General features: G+C 53.3%; 21 protein-coding genes. 15 read left to right on the top strand and 6 right to left on the bottom strand.

Annotated elements, in window-relative coordinates:
* Positions 1 to 11: 11 nt before the first annotated feature.
* Together GN278_13795 and cobU are read right to left on the bottom strand one after the other, a co-directional pair.
* A complete protein-coding gene (locus GN278_13795) occupies positions 12 to 590 on the bottom strand; it encodes a histidine phosphatase family protein (protein ID XAT61731.1) in 579 nt (192 codons plus the stop codon).
* On the bottom strand, positions 587 to 1,120 hold the full coding sequence (cobU, locus tag GN278_13790; GenBank protein ID XAT61730.1) for a bifunctional adenosylcobinamide kinase/adenosylcobinamide-phosphate guanylyltransferase: 534 nt from the start codon (positions 1,118 to 1,120) through the stop codon (positions 587 to 589). The genes GN278_13795 and cobU overlap by 4 nt, the downstream gene beginning before the upstream one ends.
* A 104-nt stretch (positions 1,121 to 1,224) precedes the next feature.
* Here cobU and GN278_13785 point away from each other — a divergent pair, with 104 nt between their 5' ends.
* The 11 genes from GN278_13785 to GN278_13735 all read left to right on the top strand — a co-directional run bounded on the left by GN278_13785 (position 1,225) and on the right by GN278_13735 (position 12,937).
* The gene (locus GN278_13785) at positions 1,225 to 2,100 is read left to right on the top strand and encodes an RNA polymerase factor sigma-32 (protein ID XAT61729.1); all 876 of its coding nucleotides are present in this window, start codon (positions 1,225 to 1,227) and stop codon (positions 2,098 to 2,100) included.
* 75 nt (positions 2,101 to 2,175) lie between these two features.
* Complete coding sequence (coaBC, locus tag GN278_13780; GenBank protein XAT62679.1) at positions 2,176 to 3,384, top strand: bifunctional phosphopantothenoylcysteine decarboxylase/phosphopantothenate--cysteine ligase CoaBC; 1,209 nt, start codon at positions 2,176 to 2,178, stop codon at positions 3,382 to 3,384.
* Positions 3,384 to 3,848 carry a dUTP diphosphatase gene (locus GN278_13775; protein ID XAT61728.1) on the top strand — a complete coding sequence of 155 codons (465 nt, stop codon included), beginning with the start codon at positions 3,384 to 3,386 and terminating at the stop codon, positions 3,846 to 3,848. Before coaBC ends, GN278_13775 begins: the two co-directional genes overlap by 1 nt.
* Complete coding sequence (gene moeB / locus GN278_13770; protein ID XAT61727.1) at positions 3,848 to 4,900, top strand: molybdopterin-synthase adenylyltransferase MoeB; 1,053 nt, start codon at positions 3,848 to 3,850, stop codon at positions 4,898 to 4,900. The genes GN278_13775 and moeB overlap by 1 nt, the downstream gene beginning before the upstream one ends.
* A 41-nt stretch (positions 4,901 to 4,941) precedes the next feature.
* A complete protein-coding gene (locus GN278_13765; GenBank protein XAT61726.1) occupies positions 4,942 to 6,954 on the top strand; it encodes a peptidase M3 in 2,013 nt (670 codons plus the stop codon).
* 216 nt (positions 6,955 to 7,170) lie between these two features.
* Positions 7,171 to 7,458 (top strand): co-chaperone GroES, encoded by a 288-nt coding sequence (locus GN278_13760; protein XAT61725.1) that lies wholly within the window; start codon positions 7,171 to 7,173, stop codon positions 7,456 to 7,458.
* Between the two features lie 41 nt (positions 7,459 to 7,499).
* The gene (groL, locus tag GN278_13755) at positions 7,500 to 9,152 is read left to right on the top strand and encodes a chaperonin GroEL (GenBank protein XAT61724.1); all 1,653 of its coding nucleotides are present in this window, start codon (positions 7,500 to 7,502) and stop codon (positions 9,150 to 9,152) included.
* Between the two features lie 311 nt (positions 9,153 to 9,463).
* Positions 9,464 to 9,820: a hypothetical protein gene (locus tag GN278_13750; GenBank protein XAT61723.1), complete on the top strand. Its 357-nt coding sequence runs from the start codon at positions 9,464 to 9,466 to the stop codon at positions 9,818 to 9,820.
* A gap of 386 nt (positions 9,821 to 10,206) precedes the next feature.
* The gene (locus tag GN278_13745; protein ID XAT61722.1) at positions 10,207 to 11,067 is read left to right on the top strand and encodes an EamA family transporter; all 861 of its coding nucleotides are present in this window, start codon (positions 10,207 to 10,209) and stop codon (positions 11,065 to 11,067) included.
* An 11-nt stretch (positions 11,068 to 11,078) separates the two neighbouring features.
* Entirely contained in the window at positions 11,079 to 11,798 is a 720-nt protein-coding gene (locus GN278_13740) for an alpha/beta hydrolase (GenBank protein XAT62678.1), read from the top strand.
* On the top strand, positions 11,795 to 12,937 hold the full coding sequence (locus GN278_13735) for an alpha-D-ribose 1-methylphosphonate 5-triphosphate diphosphatase (protein XAT61721.1): 1,143 nt from the start codon (positions 11,795 to 11,797) through the stop codon (positions 12,935 to 12,937). Before GN278_13740 ends, GN278_13735 begins: the two co-directional genes overlap by 4 nt.
* Positions 12,938 to 13,017: 80 nt before the next feature.
* Here the strand turns inward: GN278_13735 and GN278_13730 are convergent, their stop codons facing one another.
* From GN278_13730 to GN278_13720, 3 genes are read right to left on the bottom strand one after another with little or no spacing between them, the layout of a single operon-like run.
* Entirely contained in the window at positions 13,018 to 14,091 is a 1,074-nt protein-coding gene (locus GN278_13730; protein ID XAT61720.1) for a 5-(carboxyamino)imidazole ribonucleotide synthase, read from the bottom strand.
* Complete coding sequence (purE, locus tag GN278_13725; protein ID XAT61719.1) at positions 14,084 to 14,572, bottom strand: 5-(carboxyamino)imidazole ribonucleotide mutase; 489 nt, start codon at positions 14,570 to 14,572, stop codon at positions 14,084 to 14,086. Before purE ends, GN278_13730 begins: the two co-directional genes overlap by 8 nt.
* A gap of 45 nt (positions 14,573 to 14,617) precedes the next feature.
* Positions 14,618 to 14,842, bottom strand: a complete 225-nt coding sequence (locus tag GN278_13720) for a DUF465 domain-containing protein (GenBank protein XAT61718.1) — start codon at positions 14,840 to 14,842, stop codon at positions 14,618 to 14,620.
* Positions 14,843 to 14,996: 154 nt separating this feature from the next.
* Here GN278_13720 and GN278_13715 point away from each other — a divergent pair, with 154 nt between their 5' ends.
* The 3 genes from GN278_13715 (at position 14,997) to GN278_13705 (ending at position 16,611) form a co-directional block, all read left to right on the top strand.
* Positions 14,997 to 15,410, top strand: a complete 414-nt coding sequence (locus GN278_13715) for an Hsp20 family protein (protein XAT61717.1) — start codon at positions 14,997 to 14,999, stop codon at positions 15,408 to 15,410.
* Positions 15,411 to 15,414: 4 nt separating this feature from the next.
* Complete coding sequence (locus GN278_13710) at positions 15,415 to 15,642, top strand: DUF1150 family protein (GenBank protein XAT61716.1); 228 nt, start codon at positions 15,415 to 15,417, stop codon at positions 15,640 to 15,642.
* Positions 15,643 to 15,735: 93 nt separating this feature from the next.
* Positions 15,736 to 16,611 carry a PhzF family phenazine biosynthesis isomerase gene (locus GN278_13705; GenBank protein ID XAT61715.1) on the top strand — a complete coding sequence of 292 codons (876 nt, stop codon included), beginning with the start codon at positions 15,736 to 15,738 and terminating at the stop codon, positions 16,609 to 16,611.
* 23 nt (positions 16,612 to 16,634) lie between these two features.
* On the opposite strand, the gene trxB is transcribed toward GN278_13705, so the two are convergent.
* On the bottom strand, positions 16,635 to 17,576 hold the full coding sequence (gene trxB / locus GN278_13700; GenBank protein XAT62677.1) for a thioredoxin-disulfide reductase: 942 nt from the start codon (positions 17,574 to 17,576) through the stop codon (positions 16,635 to 16,637).
* A 194-nt stretch (positions 17,577 to 17,770) separates the two neighbouring features.
* Between trxB and GN278_13695 the strand changes: the two genes are divergently transcribed.
* The gene (locus GN278_13695) at positions 17,771 to 18,271 is read left to right on the top strand and encodes a winged helix-turn-helix transcriptional regulator (GenBank protein ID XAT61714.1); all 501 of its coding nucleotides are present in this window, start codon (positions 17,771 to 17,773) and stop codon (positions 18,269 to 18,271) included.
* Position 18,272: the final 1 nt, after the last annotated feature.

Genomic DNA, 18,272 nt, shown 5'->3' with positions numbered 1-18,272 from the left:
CAGTACAGATTTTAGGCGGTGTAATTGATCCTATGAATATCCCAAGTTCCGTTCTTGAGACTCATTTGGGTCAGGGATAAATTGTCTATCGCATGGCGCAGGGCGCGCTTTGGGCTTGCGCCTTCGGCGCGCTGAATCTGGCTGATGATCACCCCGAAATGCACCACAATAATGAGCTCTTTGCCCGGATGCGCTGTCATCAACTTATCCACTGCGGCGTTGATCCGAGCGGAAAAGCCGAGCCAGTTTTCTCCGTTTGGCGGGGTGGCCGTGCCCGGGCTGTCAAAATATTCAAACACCCGATCCGGATCATCCGCATTGATCCGATCAAAGCTTTTCAACTCCCAATCGCCAAAATTTATCTCGCGCAGCTCTGGTTGGTTTGGAAGGCGCAACTGACCCGAGCTTACCGCATCGGCGGTGGCGCTGGCCCTGATCAAATCCGAAGACACCATCACTGCATCGCCGGGCAGTTCCGATCGCAAGCGCGCAAGCGCGGCATGATCTGACAAATCTGCGGGCAGATCGGACCAGCCAACCATGGTTTTAGCGTGCGTTGGCCCATGCCTTATCAAATGAAGTTTGGTCATGAGCGGCTCTCGGCAATCTGACCTTTTAAAACCATTGGCAAACCAGCTGTAATCATTACAACCAAATCTGCAGCGGCAGCGAGGCGTTGGTTCAACTGCCCTTGGGCATCGCGAAACTGCCGCCCAAGGGCATTTTCCGGCACCACGCTGTGCCCCACTTCGTTGCTTACAATCACAATCGGAGAGGCCGCAGCCGGAAGCGCCTTAAGCAGTGCATCACCAGCCTGATCATAATTTTTTTCCGCAAGCATCTGATTGCTAAGCCACATGGTGGCACAATCAATCAACACCGAGTGATCTGCTGGTAATGTCCCTATAAGCCCTGCAAGATTAAGCGGTTCTTCGAAGGTTTTCCAACGGTCAGAACGCGCGGATTGATGTGCAAAAATTTTATTTTTCATCTCATTATCAAATGCTTGTGCGGTTGCGACATAGATTAAATCTTGCGCAAGCGACGCTGCATAGGCTTCTGCCCAACTTGATTTTCCCGATGCGGCGCCACCAAGCACCAAAGCAATGTGTTGTCCCATTTTCTTATCCGAAGTGATCCAGTTAATATCTTTGTGCGTAACTCTAATACAAAACACAATGATGAATGAAGATCACGGTTGATTATGTGAGAGAGGTTTAAAAGATGGCTTTTGATGGCGTATCAGAAAAAATGTTTTCGCGGCGGGCGATGAAAGCTGAGCTTTTAGACGCAGAAACCGAATTGCAGCTGGCATATGCGTGGCGGGATCACCGCGATGAGCAGGCTTTGCATCGCTTGATCAATGCATATATGCGTCTGGCGATTTCAATGGCGTCTAAGTTTAAACGCTATGGGGCGCCGATGAATGATTTGATCCAAGAGGCCGGATTGGGGTTGATGAAAGCCGCTGACAAGTTTGATCCAGACCGGGGCGTTCGGTTTTCGACCTATGCGGTCTGGTGGATTAAAGCCGGTATTCAGGATTATGTGATGCGCAACTGGTCGATGGTGCGCACTGGTTCAACCAGTAGCCAAAAGTCGTTGTTCTTCAACCTGCGCCGCGTGCAGGCCCAGATCGAGCGCGAAGCTGCTCAAGAGGGTGAACAGCTGGACAAGCACCAGCTCTATCAGAAGATAGCCACCGAAGTTGGCGTTCCACTGCAGGATGTCGAAATGATGGATGGACGGCTGTCTGGATCAGACTTTTCCTTAAATGCGGTTCAATCATCTGACGACGAGGGTCGCGAATGGATCGAAACGCTGCAAGATGATAGCCAGCAGGCCGACGAAACCTTTGAAGATGATCATGACGCAGGTAAACTGCGCTTATGGCTGAGCGACGCGCTTACATCACTAAATGACCGTGAGCAGTTCATCGTTCGTGAGCGCAAGCTGCGCGAAAAGCCAAGAACATTGGAATCCTTGGGTCAGGAAATGGGGCTATCAAAAGAGCGTGTGCGGCAACTGGAAGCCGCAGCGTTTGGAAAAATGCGCAATTTCTTGCAAAAAAATGTCCAAGAGGTGCATCACTTTCTGTAAGAGCGCGCAGTGGCCGCTCTTGCAGAGCCTCATCAGAGCGCCTAGAGTCTTGGGAAACCCTATCCGAGGCGGATGATGCTGGAAAATACCCGAATTTTATTGATTATCGGCGGCGGTATTGCGGCCTATAAATCGCTCGATTTGATCCGCCGCCTGCGCGAGCGCGGGGCAAGCGTGACGCCTGTGATGACCTCTGCCGCGGCAGAATTTGTCACGCCCATGGCTGTATCGGCGCTCTCTGGAAGTAAAGTTCACACGGCGCTGTTTGATTTAACATCTGAAGCGGAAATGGGCCATATTGAGCTGTCGCGCAGTGCTGATTTGATCGTTGTTGCGCCAGCCACAGCCGATTTGATGGCCAAAATGGTGGGCGGTCATGCCAATGATCTTGCCTCTACACTGCTTCTTGCCACCGATACGCCCGTACTGATTGCGCCGGCAATGAATGTGCGGATGTGGACCCATGCGGCGACACAAAGAAATATTGATAGCCTAATGGCGGACGGTATCGGCTTTGTCGGGCCCAATGAGGGCGATATGGCCTGCGGTGAATTTGGTCCGGGGCGCATGGCTGAGCCACTTGAAATTGTTGCGGCCGTTGAAGCACGGGTGCAAAACCGCACACTTGCTGGTAAAAAAATTCTGGTCACATCGGGGCCTACCCATGAGCCGATTGATCCGGTGCGCTATATCGCCAACCGGTCCTCTGGGGCGCAAGGCAGCGCCATCGCCCGCGCTTTGACGGATCGCGGCGCAGAGGTTGTTTTTATCTCGGGGCCCGCCACAGCGCCGCCGCCCTTGGACGCCGAAGTGATCGCCGTGGAAACCGCGCAGCAGATGGCCGATGCGGTGGCAGCGGCTTTGCCGGTGGATGCTGCTGTTTTTGCTGCCGCCGTTGCCGATTGGCACGTAGCTTCGGTCAGCAGTTCAAAAATTAAAAAACAAAAAGGCGCGCTTCCGGTTTTGGAGTTTGCGGAAAATCCTGATATTCTGGCCAGTGTGAGTCAATCTTCGTCTAACCGCCCCGATTTGGTGGTCGGCTTTGCCGCGGAAACTGATGACCTTCTTTCTAATGCCACTGCAAAGCGCGCGCGCAAGGGCTGTGACTGGATCGTTGCCAATGATGTCTCGCCCGAGAACGGCATTATGGGTGGGTCGGAAAATGCGGTTACATTCATCACGGAAGACGGCGCGGAAAGCTGGCCGCGTATGGGCAAGGCGCAGGTTGCCGGTGAACTGGCTGATAGGATGGCGCAGTATTTGGCGACTGACAGGGACGCATGATGGTTGAAATAAAACTGAGCTGGTCAGAGGTTGCTGACCGCGCGGTGGCTTTACCAATGTATGAAACATCTGGCGCCGCAGGGGCAGACATTCGGGCCAATTTTTCGCCTGATGAACGTGCGGCAGGGGTGGTTCTGGCCGCTGGCGCACGGGCTTTAATCCCCACCGGTCTGCGGATGGAAATTGCCCAAGGTTATGAAGTGCAATTGCGGCCAAGATCGGGGTTGGCGCTGAAACATGGGATCACTCTTTTAAACAGCCCGGGCACGATTGACGGCGACTATCGCGGCGATGTTGGGGTGATTTTGATCAACACCTCGGGTCAGGATTTTCATATCGCCCACGGCGACCGGATTGCACAGATGGTGGTCGCACCCGTTACTCAGGCAGGTTTTGAGCTGTCAGACGGCTTAAGTGCAACCCAGCGCGGTGCTGGTGGCTTTGGCTCGACGGGGCAAGGGTAATGATATTTCTTGTTGTTCTGGCGCTGCTTATCTGGTTCGGTGGGCAGCTTTTAAGATGGCCGCGTGCGTTGCGGCTAGGCCTGCTCACAGGGCTTTATGCAGGTATCATGCTGATGCATCTTGTGTTGCCGGACGGGCACGCGCTACGGATGGCAACTGGCCAGACCATTGTGCCCTGGGCAACAGCGCTAGCGCTCATGATAGTGGTGCTGCTGTATCGACGGGTGCTTGCCGCCTTGAGGAAGAAAACCAATGTTGACGCAGCGCTCGACCCGCCGTTGAACGAAGACAGTTTTTCCAGTACCGAGCTAAACCGCTACGCCCGGCATATTGTGCTGCGCGAAATCGGTGGCCCGGGGCAAAAAAGCCTAAAACAGGCACGGGTTTTGGTCATCGGCGCTGGCGGGCTTGGCGCGCCAGCGCTGCAATACCTAGCGGCTGCTGGCGTCGGAACCATTGGCGTGATTGATGATGACAAAGTGGAAAACGCCAACCTGCAGCGGCAGGTGATCCACCGCGACGCCGATATTGGAACGGCCAAGGTGTTTTCTGCGCAAGCCGCAATGCAGGCTCAAAATCCTTTTGTCACCGTAAAGCCCTATCATCGGCGGTTTGCCGAAGAGATTGCCGCAGATCTTTTTGCGGAATACGACATCGTACTGGATGGAAGTGATAATTTCGACACGCGCTATCTGGCCAACCGCACGGCAGTGGCGTTGGGTATTCCGCTGGTATCTGGCGCGCTGAGCCAGTGGGAAGGTCAGCTATCGGTATTTGATCCCAAAACCGACGGGCCATGTTATCAATGTATTTTCCCCGAAGCGCCCGCCGAAGGGCTTGCGCCCAGCTGCGCTGAAGCTGGTGTTTTTGCGCCCTTGCCCGGCGTAATCGGGGCGATGATGGCCGCCGAGGCGATGAAGCTAATCACCAAGGCCGGCACGCCGCTACGGGGCGAATTGCTAATTTATGATGCGCTTTACGGCGGAGGCCGGCGGCTCAAAGCGCCGCGCTGCGCCGACTGCCCGATCTGCGGCAGCGGCTCTGCGTCTTAGCGAGCGCCCTGAGAGATAAAGATTGACCAATAGGAGATTTCATGACTAACCCCTTGCTGACGGACTGGGACACACCGTTTCAAATCGCCCCTTTTGATAGAATATCAGACGATGATTTCGCGCCTGCGTTTGAGCAGGCGCTTGCGCAGGACATGAAGGATACGGCTGTTATCGCGGATAATCCACAGTCGCCAACCTTTGCCAATACAATCGAAGCGTTAATGGCAACGGGCGAGGCGCTGGATAAAGTTCTTTCCACTTTCTACACCATCGCAGGCGCGGATAGTAACGCAGCGCGCGAAGCACTAATGCGCGATTTTTCCCCTAAATTATCTGCCCATAGCTCTGAGATTTACGGTAACAAGGCGCTTTTTGCCCGTATTGATGCACTTTGGGCCAAACGTGAAGCGCTTGATCTAGATGATGAACAGGCGCGGGTGCTGATGCTGACCCACCGTAATTTTATCCGCGCGGGCGCAGGGCTCACTGGCGCGGCCGAGGTGCGGATGAAAGAGATTAAAGAGCGCCTTGCGGTTTTGGGCACCGAGTTTTCGCAAAACTTACTGGCAGATGAGCGCGACTGGCATATGGAGCTCTCTGACAGCGACATGGAAGGCCTGCCTGAGTTTTTGCAAGCTGCGGCCAAATCAGCCGCCGCTGAAAAAGGCGTGGAGGGGTCGATTATCACCTTGTCGCGGTCTTTGGTGGTGCCGTTCATGCAGTTTTCACCGCAGCGGGATCTGCGCAAGACAGCGTATAAAGCCTGGGCTGCGCGGGGTGCAAACGGGGGCGCGACCGACAACCGTGATCTGGCGCGCGAGATGTTGGCGCTGCGCCAAGAGATGGCCACGCTTCTTGGCTATCAAGACTTTGCCTCATTTAAACTCGAAACCGAGATGGCAAAAACGCCCGAAAATGTCCGCCAATTGCTGGATGATGTCTGGTCGCCAGCAAAAGCGCGCGCCGAGCAGGACGCAGAAGTACTGACCGCGATGATGCAGGCCGATGGTCTTAATGGCGATCTAGAAAAATGGGATTGGCGCTATTATGCGGAAAAGCGGCGCAAGGCCGAGCATGATCTGGATGAGGCAACGCTTAAGCCCTATTTTCAGCTTGACCGAATGATTGATGCAGCATTTGATTGTGCCGCGCGGCTGTTTGGTTTGAGCTTTGAGCCGGTTGATATCCCGCTTTACCACCCCGATTGCCGCGCGTGGGAAGTGACCCGCGACGGCGAACATATCGCGCTGTTTATTGGTGACTATTTTGCCCGTGGATCGAAACGCTCAGGCGCGTGGTGTTCGGCTATGCGCGCGCAGGCCAAACTGCCCAAAGTGCAAGCCCCGATTGTGATCAATGTGTGTAATTTCGCCAAATCCGATCCGGCTTTGCTGTCTTATGATGATGCGCGCACATTATTTCACGAATTTGGCCATGCACTGCATCAAATGCTGTCAAATGTCCGCTATGAAATGGTGTCGGGCACTTCAGTGCCGCGCGATTTTGTGGAATTGCCCAGCCAGCTTTATGAGCATTGGCTCGAAGTGCCGGAGGTTTTGCAACGCTTTGCCACCCATGTCGATACCGGTGCCGCGATGCCTGCCGATCTGCTGGACAAGGTGCTGAAAGCGGCGACCTTTGATATGGGGTTTCAGACCGTGGAATATGTGGCTTCGGCCATGGTTGATCTTGCGTTTCACACCCAGGACGTGCCGACAGATATTATCGCGCGTCAGGATGATATTTTGCAATCAATGGGCATGCCGCCAGCGATCGGAATGCGCCATGCAACGCCGCAGTTTGGGCATGTGTTTTCTGGGGGCTATTACGCAAGTGCCTATTACAGCTATATGTGGTCCGAAGTGATGGACGCCGATGCCTTTGCCGCGTTTGAGGAAAAAGGTGATGCGTTTGATCCCGATTTGGCAAAGTCTCTTGAGGCTAATATTCTGTCTCGTGGCGGCGCGGACGATCCTAAGGCGCTTTATCTCGCCTACCGTGGCCGACTTCCAAAAGTTGAGGCCCTTTTAAAGGGGCGCGGTTTGTCTATTTAAGAGGGCAGCGCGCGCGTATTAAGAGGATTTTTATGGCACTCTATTTTACCCGCGCGCCATTTGGCAAACCTGTTCTGAACTAAATTGGTTTTTTTGCATTTGCTGGTTGACAGATAGGGTAACCACACCTAGTTACGTTCCGTTAGCACTCGCCTGGTGTGAGTGATAATGGCCCGCAAGGGTTTAATTTAAATTTGAGCGTAAGGAGCCTCAGAGATGGCATTTACACCGCTTCATGACCGCGTTTTGGTCCGTCGCGTAGAAGGCGATGATAAAACAGCTGGGGGATTAATCATTCCCGAAAGCGCAAAAGAGAAACCAGCCGAAGGTATCGTTGTTTCATGCGGCGAAGGCGCCCGTAAAGACAGTGGCGAGCTGATTGAAATGGCTGTGTCTGCAGGAGATAAAGTTCTGTTTGGCAAATGGTCAGGTACAGAAGTTACTCTCGATGGAGAAGAGCTTTTGATCATGAAAGAAAGCGATATTCTAGGCATTATTGCCTAATCGTACCCCTAATTGAAATTTTTTAGACGAGGATAAGCACAATGGCTGCTAAGGACGTCAAATTCGACACAGATGCACGCAATCGCATGCTCAGCGGTGTCAATATTCTGGCTGACGCCGTAAAAGTAACTCTTGGCCCGAAAGGCCGCAACGTGGTGCTCGACAAATCTTTTGGTGCACCGCGCATCACAAAAGATGGTGTGACCGTTGCCAAGGAAATCGAACTGGAAGATAAGTTCGAAAACATGGGCGCGCAAATGGTGAAAGAAGTCGCCAGCCGCACCAATGACGAAGCCGGTGACGGCACAACCACTGCCACTGTTTTGGCTCAGGCCATTGTAAAAGAGGGCATGAAGTCGGTCGCAGCGGGCATGAACCCGATGGATCTTAAGCGTGGCATCGATCTGGCAACTTCAACCATCGTGGCCGAGATTAAAGGCGCATCACGCGAAGTTAAAGACAGCGATGAAGTGGCGCAGGTTGGTACAATTTCTGCCAATGGCGAAGCCGACATCGGCAAACAAATCGCAGATGCGATGCAAAAAGTTGGCAACGAGGGCGTGATCACTGTTGAAGAGAACAAAGGTCTGGAAACAGAAACCGATGTTGTCGAAGGCATGCAGTTCGACCGCGGATACCTGTCACCTTACTTCGTGACCAATGCTGACAAAATGACAGCCGAGCTTGAGGATTGCTTGATCCTGTTGCACGAAAAGAAGCTGTCATCGCTGCAGTCAATGGTTCCATTGTTGGAGTCTGTGATCCAGTCACAGAAGCCTTTGATGATCATTGCTGAGGACGTAGAAGGCGAAGCGCTGGCCACTTTGGTGGTGAACAAGCTGCGCGGCGGTTTGAAAATCTCGGCCGTGAAAGCGCCCGGCTTCGGCGATCGCCGCAAAGCGATGCTGCAAGATATCGCCATTCTGACCGGTGGTCAGGTGATCAGCGAAGATCTCGGCATGAAGCTTGAGTCCGTTACCATGGACATGCTCGGCACTGCGAAAAAAGTTCAGATTACCAAAGACGAAACAACCATCGTTGACGGTGCGGGCGAAAAAGCCGAGATCGAAGCACGGGTTAACCAAATCCGCGCCCAGATCGAGGAAACAACATCTGATTACGACCGTGAAAAACTGCAAGAGCGTGTGGCCAAACTGGCCGGCGGTGTTGCTGTTATTCGCGTTGGCGGCATGACAGAAGTTGAAGTGAAAGAACGCAAAGATCGTGTTGATGATGCACTGAACGCGACCCGCGCTGCGGTTCAAGAAGGTGTTGTTGTTGGCGGTGGTGTTGCTTTGGTTCAAGCTGGCAAAGCGCTCGACGGACTAAAGGGTGCTAACTCTGATCAAGACGCTGGTGTTGCCATTGTGCGCCGTGCGATCGAAGCGCCTTTGCGCCAAATCGCTGAAAACGCTGGTGTTGATGGCGCTGTTGTTGCTGGCAAAGTGCGCGAAAGCGACGATGTCACCTTTGGCTTCAACGCGCAAACCGAAGAATACGGCGATCTGTTTTCCTTCGGTGTGCTTGATCCGGCGAAAGTCGTGCGCACAGCGCTGGAAGATGCGGCATCAATTGCGGGTCTTTTGATCACAACCGAAGCCATGGTTGCTGACAAGCCAGCCAAAGACGGTGCAGCCGCAGGTGGCGGCATGCCGGACATGGGCGGCATGGGCGGCATGGGCGGCATGATGTAAGCCAGCCGCTTTTTAGCGCAAAAAATATAAAGGTCCGGCGGTTTCAGCCGGACCTTTTTTTATGGCCCAAATCACCGATTTTTTTGGGGGAATGAGTGACATAATAGATTGGCAAACACCCTGCGATATTTTGCGGTAAACTAAGTCCTTGTGATGCGCGCGTCTTCCTGAGTGCAATCAGGAATCGAACTGCGATTTATGGATTGCCATTGTGCAAAATAGATGCGCCATGGTTAGGCAATCTTGACATCTATCTTTAGCCGTGATGTCACGAGATGCGGTGTTTTATAAAACTAAAGGGAATCATCACAATGGTGACATGGGTAATTGGACTCGCGATTGCGGGTTGGACAGGCTTAATGGGCTTAGGTGCGCTTTTAGGCACCAAAAGTGCAAAGGCTTGGTTCGGGGAAATGCTTGGGCAAAGCCCAACCTTAATGAAAATCAATGGAGCTGGCTTGCTTATTATGGCGGCCGCGATCCTGCTTAACCTTACCGTTCCGGCCCAAGTGTCTTTGACCGCAGTGAAATGGGCTATCGCGGGACTTATTATTACACAGGCGAGCACTTTGTTCATGCAGTTTCGCGGCGGCGCGCCGGTTGCCGCGCGAATAGGGCCGATTGTATTGACCGCCCTTGCAGTTATCTATTGGTTCCTCACGGCATAACCAAAATTTGCAGTGTAGAAACAGGCTCGCTGCGCCGCCAAGTATAAAGGGCGCGGCAGGCAGAGGTGTAAATCCACTATTTAAGAGCCAAAACCGGCTCAGCCCTGTATTTAAAAACCCATGGGATTGGGGATATAAAGTGTTGCCACCAGAAAACTTGGAAAATATTCCAGCGCTTAAGCGCGGATTACGGCACTACATACGGCTAACAGCGGCTGGGATATAGACGTTTACCCAATCCGTAACAATCAGCAGAAAAACCAAAGGCCCAAAGGTGCTAAAATTGAAATACAGCTTGCATTCTTGGGACAAAACCTGTGCTGGGCCCTCTTTTTTTATCTGGTGCTTATGGTAAGAAGCTGGGTAGATGACAAAAGGATGCTTGGGTGCGGCTTGTGAGTTTAATAATCGTGGTGATGGTGGCTTTTGCCGCCAATTCACTGCTCAACCGCGCCGCACTCCAAACTGGTACGATCGGTCCGTCATCTTTCGCGGCGCTGCGGCTTATATCAGGCGCGCTTTGCCTTGCGCTGCTGCTGCGCGCGCGCGGTGGCGGCGGATTTTCACTGCCTCGGTTTCAGCCTTACGGTATGCTCGCGCTGTCGCTTTATGTGCTTGGATTTTCCTTTGCTTACGTCACCTTGCCCGCCGGACTTGGTGCGCTGATCCTGTTTGGCGGGGTTCAGATCACCATGTTTGCCGGATCGGTCATTTTGGGCGAACCTATTCCAACGCGACGTTGGGTTGGGGCGCTGATTGCGTTTGGCGGTTTATGCTGGCTTTTGTGGCCCGGGGGTGAGGCAGCCGTTCATCCGCTCGGCGCGGCTTTGATGGCTGCAGCTGCCGCAGGGTGGGGGGTCTATTCGCTGATCGGGCGCAAGGTCGTGGATGCCTTGGCCGATACGGCAGGAAATTTCATCTATGCGGTGCCACTTGGGGTTGCTGCCGTGGCAATCCTGCCAGATGGGATAAGCGCCTATGGCGCCTTTTTGGCAGTGCTGTCCGGTGCTGTAACCTCGGGGCTTGGATATGCGCTCTGGTATTCGGTTCTGCCAAAAATAACTGCCGGTGTGGCGGCTGTTGCTCAGCTCAGCGTGCCGGTGCTTGCGCTGCTTGGCGGCGCGCTTCTGCTTGGCGAGGTGATTGGCACTACGGCCCTTGGCGCGGCTGCGGTGGTTCTTGGCGGTATTGCTCTATCGGTTCTGCCGCTTGCCCCCCGCCGAAAATCCACAAACAGGATAAATTGATGATCCAAAATATGCTTCGGATAATGGTTTTCATTCTCGCGTTTGCCCCTATCAGCGCGCGCGCGGACTGTGTTATTCTACTGCATGGTCTGGCACGCTCGTCTTTGTCTTTAACCTTGCTCAACGAAGTTTTGCAGCGGCAAGACTATCGCACCGCGCTGATGGATTACCCCTCAAGGAAAGCATCGATTGATACGTTGGCTGGATTGGTCCTACCGGCCGGTTTTGACGCTTGCCGGGGCGAAACAACGCATATTGTCAGCCATTCTATGGGCGGTATTCTAACCCGTTACTGGTTGGCGGAAAACCGCCCTGAAAATCTTGGACGGGTGGTGATGCTGGCGCCGCCAAACCACGGGTCTGAGTTGGTAGATGTGTTGGGTGATTTACCGCCCTTTCAATGGATTAATGGACCTGCTGCGCTTGAGCTGGGACAAGACGGCGTCATTCTGCGTCTGCCCGATGTGGACTTTGATCTTGGGGTCATCGCTGGATCGCAAACCGTTAATCCGGCCTATTCTGCCCTGATTGACGGTCAGGATGATGGCAAGGTGGCCGTTGCCTCGACCAAAGTGGACGGCATGAGCGATCATATCATTTTGCCGGTCACGCATACCTTTATGATGAATTCACCTGCGGTCATGGCGCAGGTGCTCATCTATCTTGAGACTGGCCGCTTTGACCCGTCGCTTACGGATAGGCAGGCTTTAATGCAGGTGCTTGGCCGATGAGCGCACTGGCGCTGTCATTCGTCAACGCCGAGGTGCTGTGGCCAGAGGGATTGGTGCAAGAGCCGCTTTTCATCGCCGAGGGATTGATTGCCGAGGCCAGTTCGGGCCGGCAAATTGACCTAACAGGCTATCAGATATTGCCAGGCATTGTTGATCTGCATGGCGACGGGTTCGAGCGCCATCTCGCCCCGCGCCGCGGCGCAGTCAAGGACTTGCAAAGCGGGTTTTACGCACTGCACAGCGAGCTTGCATCGAACGGTATAACCACTGCAGTTCTGGCGCAGTTTTACAGTTGGGAAGGCGGCATGCGCAGCCCTGAATTTGCCCGGACATTTCTAGAACATTTAGAACAGTTTGCCCCCAAAGTGCCCAGCACGCTTCTGCCGCAATTGCGCTTTGAAACCCATATGCTGGATCACTACACAGAATTTGCAGCGCTCTGCGCGCGCTATGCGGTGCCTTATGTGGTGTTCAATGACCACCTGCCGCATCAGGCTTTGGCACAGGGCAAACGCCCGGCGCGGCTTACGGGCCAAGCGCTCAAAAGTGGCCGCAGCCCTGAGGCACATCTTGATCTGCTCAAAGAGCTGCATGAAAAATCAGATCAGGTTGCCGCCGCCCTACCCGATTTAATCACTGCCTTGGGGGCAGGGGTGTTCCTTGGCAGCCATGATGATGCCCGTGTGCAAGATCGCCAAGGCTGGGCTGCTAAGGGCGCGGCGCTCTGCGAATTTCCCGAAACCAAAGAGGCCGCCGAAGCGGCGGCGGCGCTGGGCAATCCGATCATAATGGGCGCGCCGAATGTTGTGCGCGGCGGCTCGCATAAAAAGAATATTAGCGCTTTGGAATTGATCCAACAGCGGCTCTGTTCGGCGCTGGCCTCGGATTATCATTATCCGTCACCACGATTGGCCGCGCTTGCTCTGGCCAAAGAGATCGGTTTGCCGGCGGCTTGGCATCTGGTGTCAGCCGGACCAGCAGCTATTTTAGGGCTTAAGGATCGCGGCCACATAAAGGCAGGTTACCGCGCCGATCTTTTGATCCTTGATGCAAAAAGCCAACAGGTGGCTGCGTGTTTCGCAGGCGGCGCTTTGAGCTATATGAGCGGCGATCTTGCGCAGCAGTTTTTTGGCTCTTAGAGGCTTTAAATGGGCCAAATTTGGCACCACTGCGAAACTGCCGTGATACCAACGCAATACCGATACCGCATTTTGGCGGTTTATGTCGGGGTTTTGACGCGGTTAACATGGCCCATTTTACGGCCCGGTTTAACCTCGGTTTTACCGTAAAGATGCAGTGCCGTATGGGGCTCTTTGGCAAGTTTTTCCGCCCCTAGGACATCCTCGCCAATCAGGTTTTCCATCACCACGTCGCTGTGCCGCGTGCCATCGCCAAGCGGCCAACCGGCCACGGCGCGAATATGCTGTTCAAACTGATCAACCGCACATCCGTTTTGGGTCCAATGACCCGAGTTATGCACCCTTGGCGCAATCTCATTGACCACCAGCCCGCCATTTGTGACGAAAAGCTCAACCCCCATCACGCCAACATAGTCCAGCGTATTGAGTATCTTGGCAGTGAGCAAAACCGCATCCATCCGTTGGCCTGCGCTCAGCTTTGCGGGCACTGTGGTGCTGTGCAAAATCCCGTCGCGGTGGACATTTTCGCCCGGATCAAAGCAGGCGACATCGCCCGCGGAATTGCGCGCACCGATCACCGATACTTCATGACTAAAATCGACAAACCCTTCTAGAATCGCGGGCTGACCTGCCATATCTTCAAAGGCCTGTTTTATATCTTGCTCGGCCATAATACGTGCCTGACCTTTACCGTCATAGCCAAAGCGGCGGGTTTTCAAAATTGCAGGGGCGCCGATGGTTTGCACCGCCTTTTCAAGGTCTTCAAATTGGTCGACCGTAGCGTAAGGCGCTGTTTTCAGACCTAATTCGCTTAGGAAAAGTTTTTCCGTAAGCCGGTCTTGTGAGACCCGCAGCGCTTCGCGGCCGGGCCGTATATTGCGGATTTTTTCCAGCGTATCTAGGGCGGACGTGGGAATGTTTTCAAATTCATAGGTGATCACATCCACCGCTTCGGCAAAGCGTTTCAGCGCTGCGCTGTCCTCATAGGGCGCAGCGGTTGCCGCATGGGCCACATCGGCGGCGGGCGGTGCATCAGAGGGCTCAAATATATGGGTGCGAAGCCCAAGCCGGCTTGCCGCCGCAGAAAGCATCCGGCCCAATTGGCCGCCGCCTAAAATGCCGATCACCGAACCGGATGCAAGGGGCTCATTCATCGTGCGGCTCATCAGGAATAGAAGAGCTGAGATCGGCGCGCCACTGCTCAAGCCGTGTGGCGATCTCGCTGTCTTGAAGGGCTAGAATGGAAGCGGCCATCAAGGCGCCGTTTTGTGCGCCGGCTGCGCCAATGGCCATGGTTGCCACCGGATAGCCACGCGGCATTTGCAAGATGGAATAGAGGCTATCGACGCCTGAAAGTGCTTTGGTCTGTACTGGCACGCCAATCACGGGAATACGGGTTTTTGATGCCATCATGCCGGGCAGATGCGCGGCGCCCCCAGCGCCTGCGATAATCACCTGAAGGCCGCGGGATACGGCCTTTGTACCATAGTCCCATAACCTATCCGGCGTGCGGTGCGCCGAAACAATCTTGCGCTCATATGCAATGTTCAGAGCCTCCAGAATTTCAGCTGCTTCGCGCAGGGTGGGCCAGTCCGACTGGCTGCCCATAATGATCCCAACTTTTGCCTGTGTCATTCACAATCCTCGGTTTGAGCGGCGCACTATAGCGATTGTGAGCGGCTAGGCAATAATGTCTGGTGTCAAACGGTCTTCTATTTGGGCAATTTTATCTTTCAACTGCAATTTGCGCTTTTTTAAACGCTGCAGTGTCAATTGATCGCTGGTGCCTTTTTCACTTAATGCTGCAATCGCGTCGTCAAGATCACGGTGCTCACGGCGAAAGACTTCAAGTTCTATCCGCAGGACCTCTTCATTTTTCATTGAACTGTCGGAAGATGCGGTCATAGCCGGCCCATTGAGTCGTTAAAGGAATAGTGTAGCCAAAAGAATTTTTGCTGCAAAGCCCTTGAGTTGCGTCACCTTTAGCCCCATATCTCAAACACGGTCGCCGTTTAGGGGCCACATGTTTAGGACTGTCGCTTTTGTAAAGGACGTTTCGATGACAAAACTTACGCTTGCTTCTTATCCTCATATGCTAGGGTTCGAACAATTAGAGCGTTTGCTGGAACGGACAGCAAAATCCGGAAGCGAAGGATATCCCCCCTTTAACATTGAGCAAACCTCGGATCGGTCGTATCGCATATCACTGGCTGTTGCGGGCTTTAGCGAAGCGGATTTATCCATCACCGTGGAAGATCATCAATTGGTGGTGCGTGGCCGACAAATAGAGGATGGCGCTGAGCGGATGTTTTTACACCGTGGGATCGCTGCCCGACAATTTCAACGGTCGTTTGTTTTGGCCGAAGGTGTTGATGTAGGCGAGGCAATCCTAGAAAATGGGCTGCTGCATGTGGATCTTACTCAAACGGTGCCCGATACTGTGGTGCAGACAATCAAGATAAAAAAAGGCTAGAGCAATGGATGTAGAGGCTTTTAAAAATACCGATAACACGGACAGGATTGTTTATGTCCGGCCTGTGGCAGCCGAGGATTTACCCGGTGAAATTCGGGATCAGATTGAAGATGGCGAAACCCTGTATGCGGTGCATAAATCCGACGGCGAAAGACTGGCAGTGGTAAAAGACCGTCAAATGGCCTTTATGCTGGCCCGGCAAAATGATCTATCCCCGGTCACGGTTCATTAATTGCATACCAACACAGGCTGGTGAAATTGATCCCTGTTCGCTAGATTAATCTTATATTATTGATAAGTGTTTAATCTAAGAGGGATGTGATAAATGAGATATCAAACAGACTGGGTGGATGCGTTCGCCAGCGAAGCTTTTGCTGGAAATGGATGTGCAGTTGTTCACGACGCTGGCGATCTGAGCGGTGAAATTTGCATTAAGTTTGTCCGCGAAACATCATTGTCAGAATGTACTTTCGTGGAACACTCGACCAAAGCAGATGTCAAAGTCAGATATTTTCTGGCCAGCGGTGAAATTCCTTTCGCAGGGCACCCGACGGTTGCAACCGTCATTTCATTGCTTCATCGAGAAAAGATAACCAATGACCGTCTGACCGTAGAGACTGGCGCTGGAATTATTCCTATCCGTATTGAACATGAACAGGGCCGGCCCAGAATTCTTATGACACAAATAGCGCCTGAATTTGGGCCAATTCTTGATCCAGAAACCATAGCAGATTGCGGCAGTATTGAACCGGCTGATATCATCTCGCCGCCACAAATTGTTTCGACTGGGATACCGTTTTGTATATCTGTAGTAAAAGATCACAGCATCCTGCGTAAACTACATGCAAATCCACAAGCTATTGAAATTGCAAAGCAACAATATAATTCAACCGATTGGATGGAGCCGTTTTGGGTGTCGTTGCAAGGCATCAGTGATGAGGCAGATACTTTTTCGCGGCTCTTGATGTTGCCGCCCAACCCGGCTGAAGATTCTTTTACCGGATCAGCCACTGGCGCCATGGCCGCCTATCTGTGGCATCACGGATTGATCAAGCAGCCATCAATTATCGCCGAACAGGGTCATTGGATGGGTCGGCCCGGGCAGGCAAATGTTAAGGTTCTTGGCCCCGCCAACGCGATCACCGGGGTAGAAGTTGCTGGATCAGGCCATGTGCTGATGAGCGGCGAGCTGCTGCTTTAATCCCCGTGAAGCAGGCGCTTGTGCTACTCTTGCTCGGCGATGAATTTTTCCGCATCCAGCGCTGCCATACACCCCATACCTGCGCTGGTTACAGCTTGGCGGTAGATATGGTCGGTTAAATCACCGGCGGCAAACACCCCCGGAATAGAGGTGCGGGTGCTGCCCGCTTCGACCTTAACATAGCCGCCGCTATGGGTTTCGAGCACATCTTTTACCAGTTCATTGGCTGGTGCATGGCCGATCGCTACGAAAACCCCTTTGCATGAGATTTCCGTAATCTCACCGGTTTTTGTGTGCTTTGCACGCACGGCCTCGACACCAAGCGGGGCATCAGTGCCCACCACTTCATCCAATTCGTGAAACCAGAGCGGTTCAATTTTGGGATGCTTTAGCAAACGGTTTTGTAAAACCTTTTCTGCCCGCAGCTCATCGCGGCGGTGGATCAGCGTAACCTTGCTTGCAAAATTGGTCAGAAACAGCGCTTCTTCTACGGCTGTATTACCACCGCCGATGACAACGATTTCTTGGCCGCGGTAAAAGAAACCATCGCAGGTGGCACAGGCAGAAACGCCAAATCCTTTGAACTTTTCTTCGGACTGAAGGCCAAGCCATTTGGCACGTGCGCCGGTGGCAAGGATCACTGCATCGGCGGTATAGGTTGTGCCGCTATCACCCTTGGCTGTAAAGGGCCGCTGGCTCAGGTCTAGATCGCTAATGATGTCGCCAATAATTTCCGTGCCCATGGCTTTGGCGTGGGCTTCCATCCGGACCATGAGATCAGGGCCTTGCACTTCGGTATCTCCGGGCCAGTTTTCAACCTCGGTGGTGGTGGTCAGCTGCCCACCCGGTTCAATACCCTGCACCAAAATGGGCGCTAGCATCGCACGGCTGGCATAAACCCCGGCGGTGTATCCGGTTGGGCCAGAGCCGATGATTAAAACTTTGGTATGGCGGGTATCAGACATCATCTACCTATTCATTTTCGGACGTTCCATAGGCATATATCGCCCTAAGAGCAGCTGTAAAACCCCTTAGAGCCAATTATCTTTCAGGCAAAGCCACAGGCCCACTGCTGCGAATAATATTGCGGAAAATTGAAATAATATTGCGCAAGCCCCCCCAATTGCTGTAAGAAACGGAAAATTAGCGGAGCTTTGTGATGCCTTTAACCCGTTTAGACTCTATTGACCGGCTGATTTTAGCAGAATTGCAGGCCAATGGGCGCATGACAAATGTTGAACTGGCGCGCCGCGTCGGGATTTCGGCGCCTCCGTGTTTGCGGCGGGTGCGCGGGCTAGAAGAGCTTGGGTTCATTCGCGGCTATCACGCTGAGGTTAACAGCCGGCAACTTGGCTTTGAGGTTCAGGTTTTTGCGATGGTCGGTCTGCAAAGTCAGGCCGAGGTTGATTTGCGCGAATTCGAAGAGCGCTGCGTGACCTGGCCGTTGGTACGTGAATGTCATATGCTCAATGGCGAGGTTGATTTTATGCTGAAATGCGTGGCGCCGGATTTAAGTAGCTTTCAGTCTTTTTTAACGGGTGAATTGCTGACTGCTCCAAATGTGGGAAGCGTCAAAACATCCCTTGTGATCCGCGCAGCCAAAGAAGACCCTGGCGTGCCTTTTGAAGTGCTTGAAGAGCGTTTGGCAATGCAGCCCTAAG

Source organism: Rhodobacteraceae bacterium Araon29, assembly GCA_039640505.1.
GTDB lineage: Bacteria > Pseudomonadota > Alphaproteobacteria > Rhodobacterales > Rhodobacteraceae > CABZJG01.
This window is presented reverse-complemented; position numbering and strand designations above follow the sequence as displayed.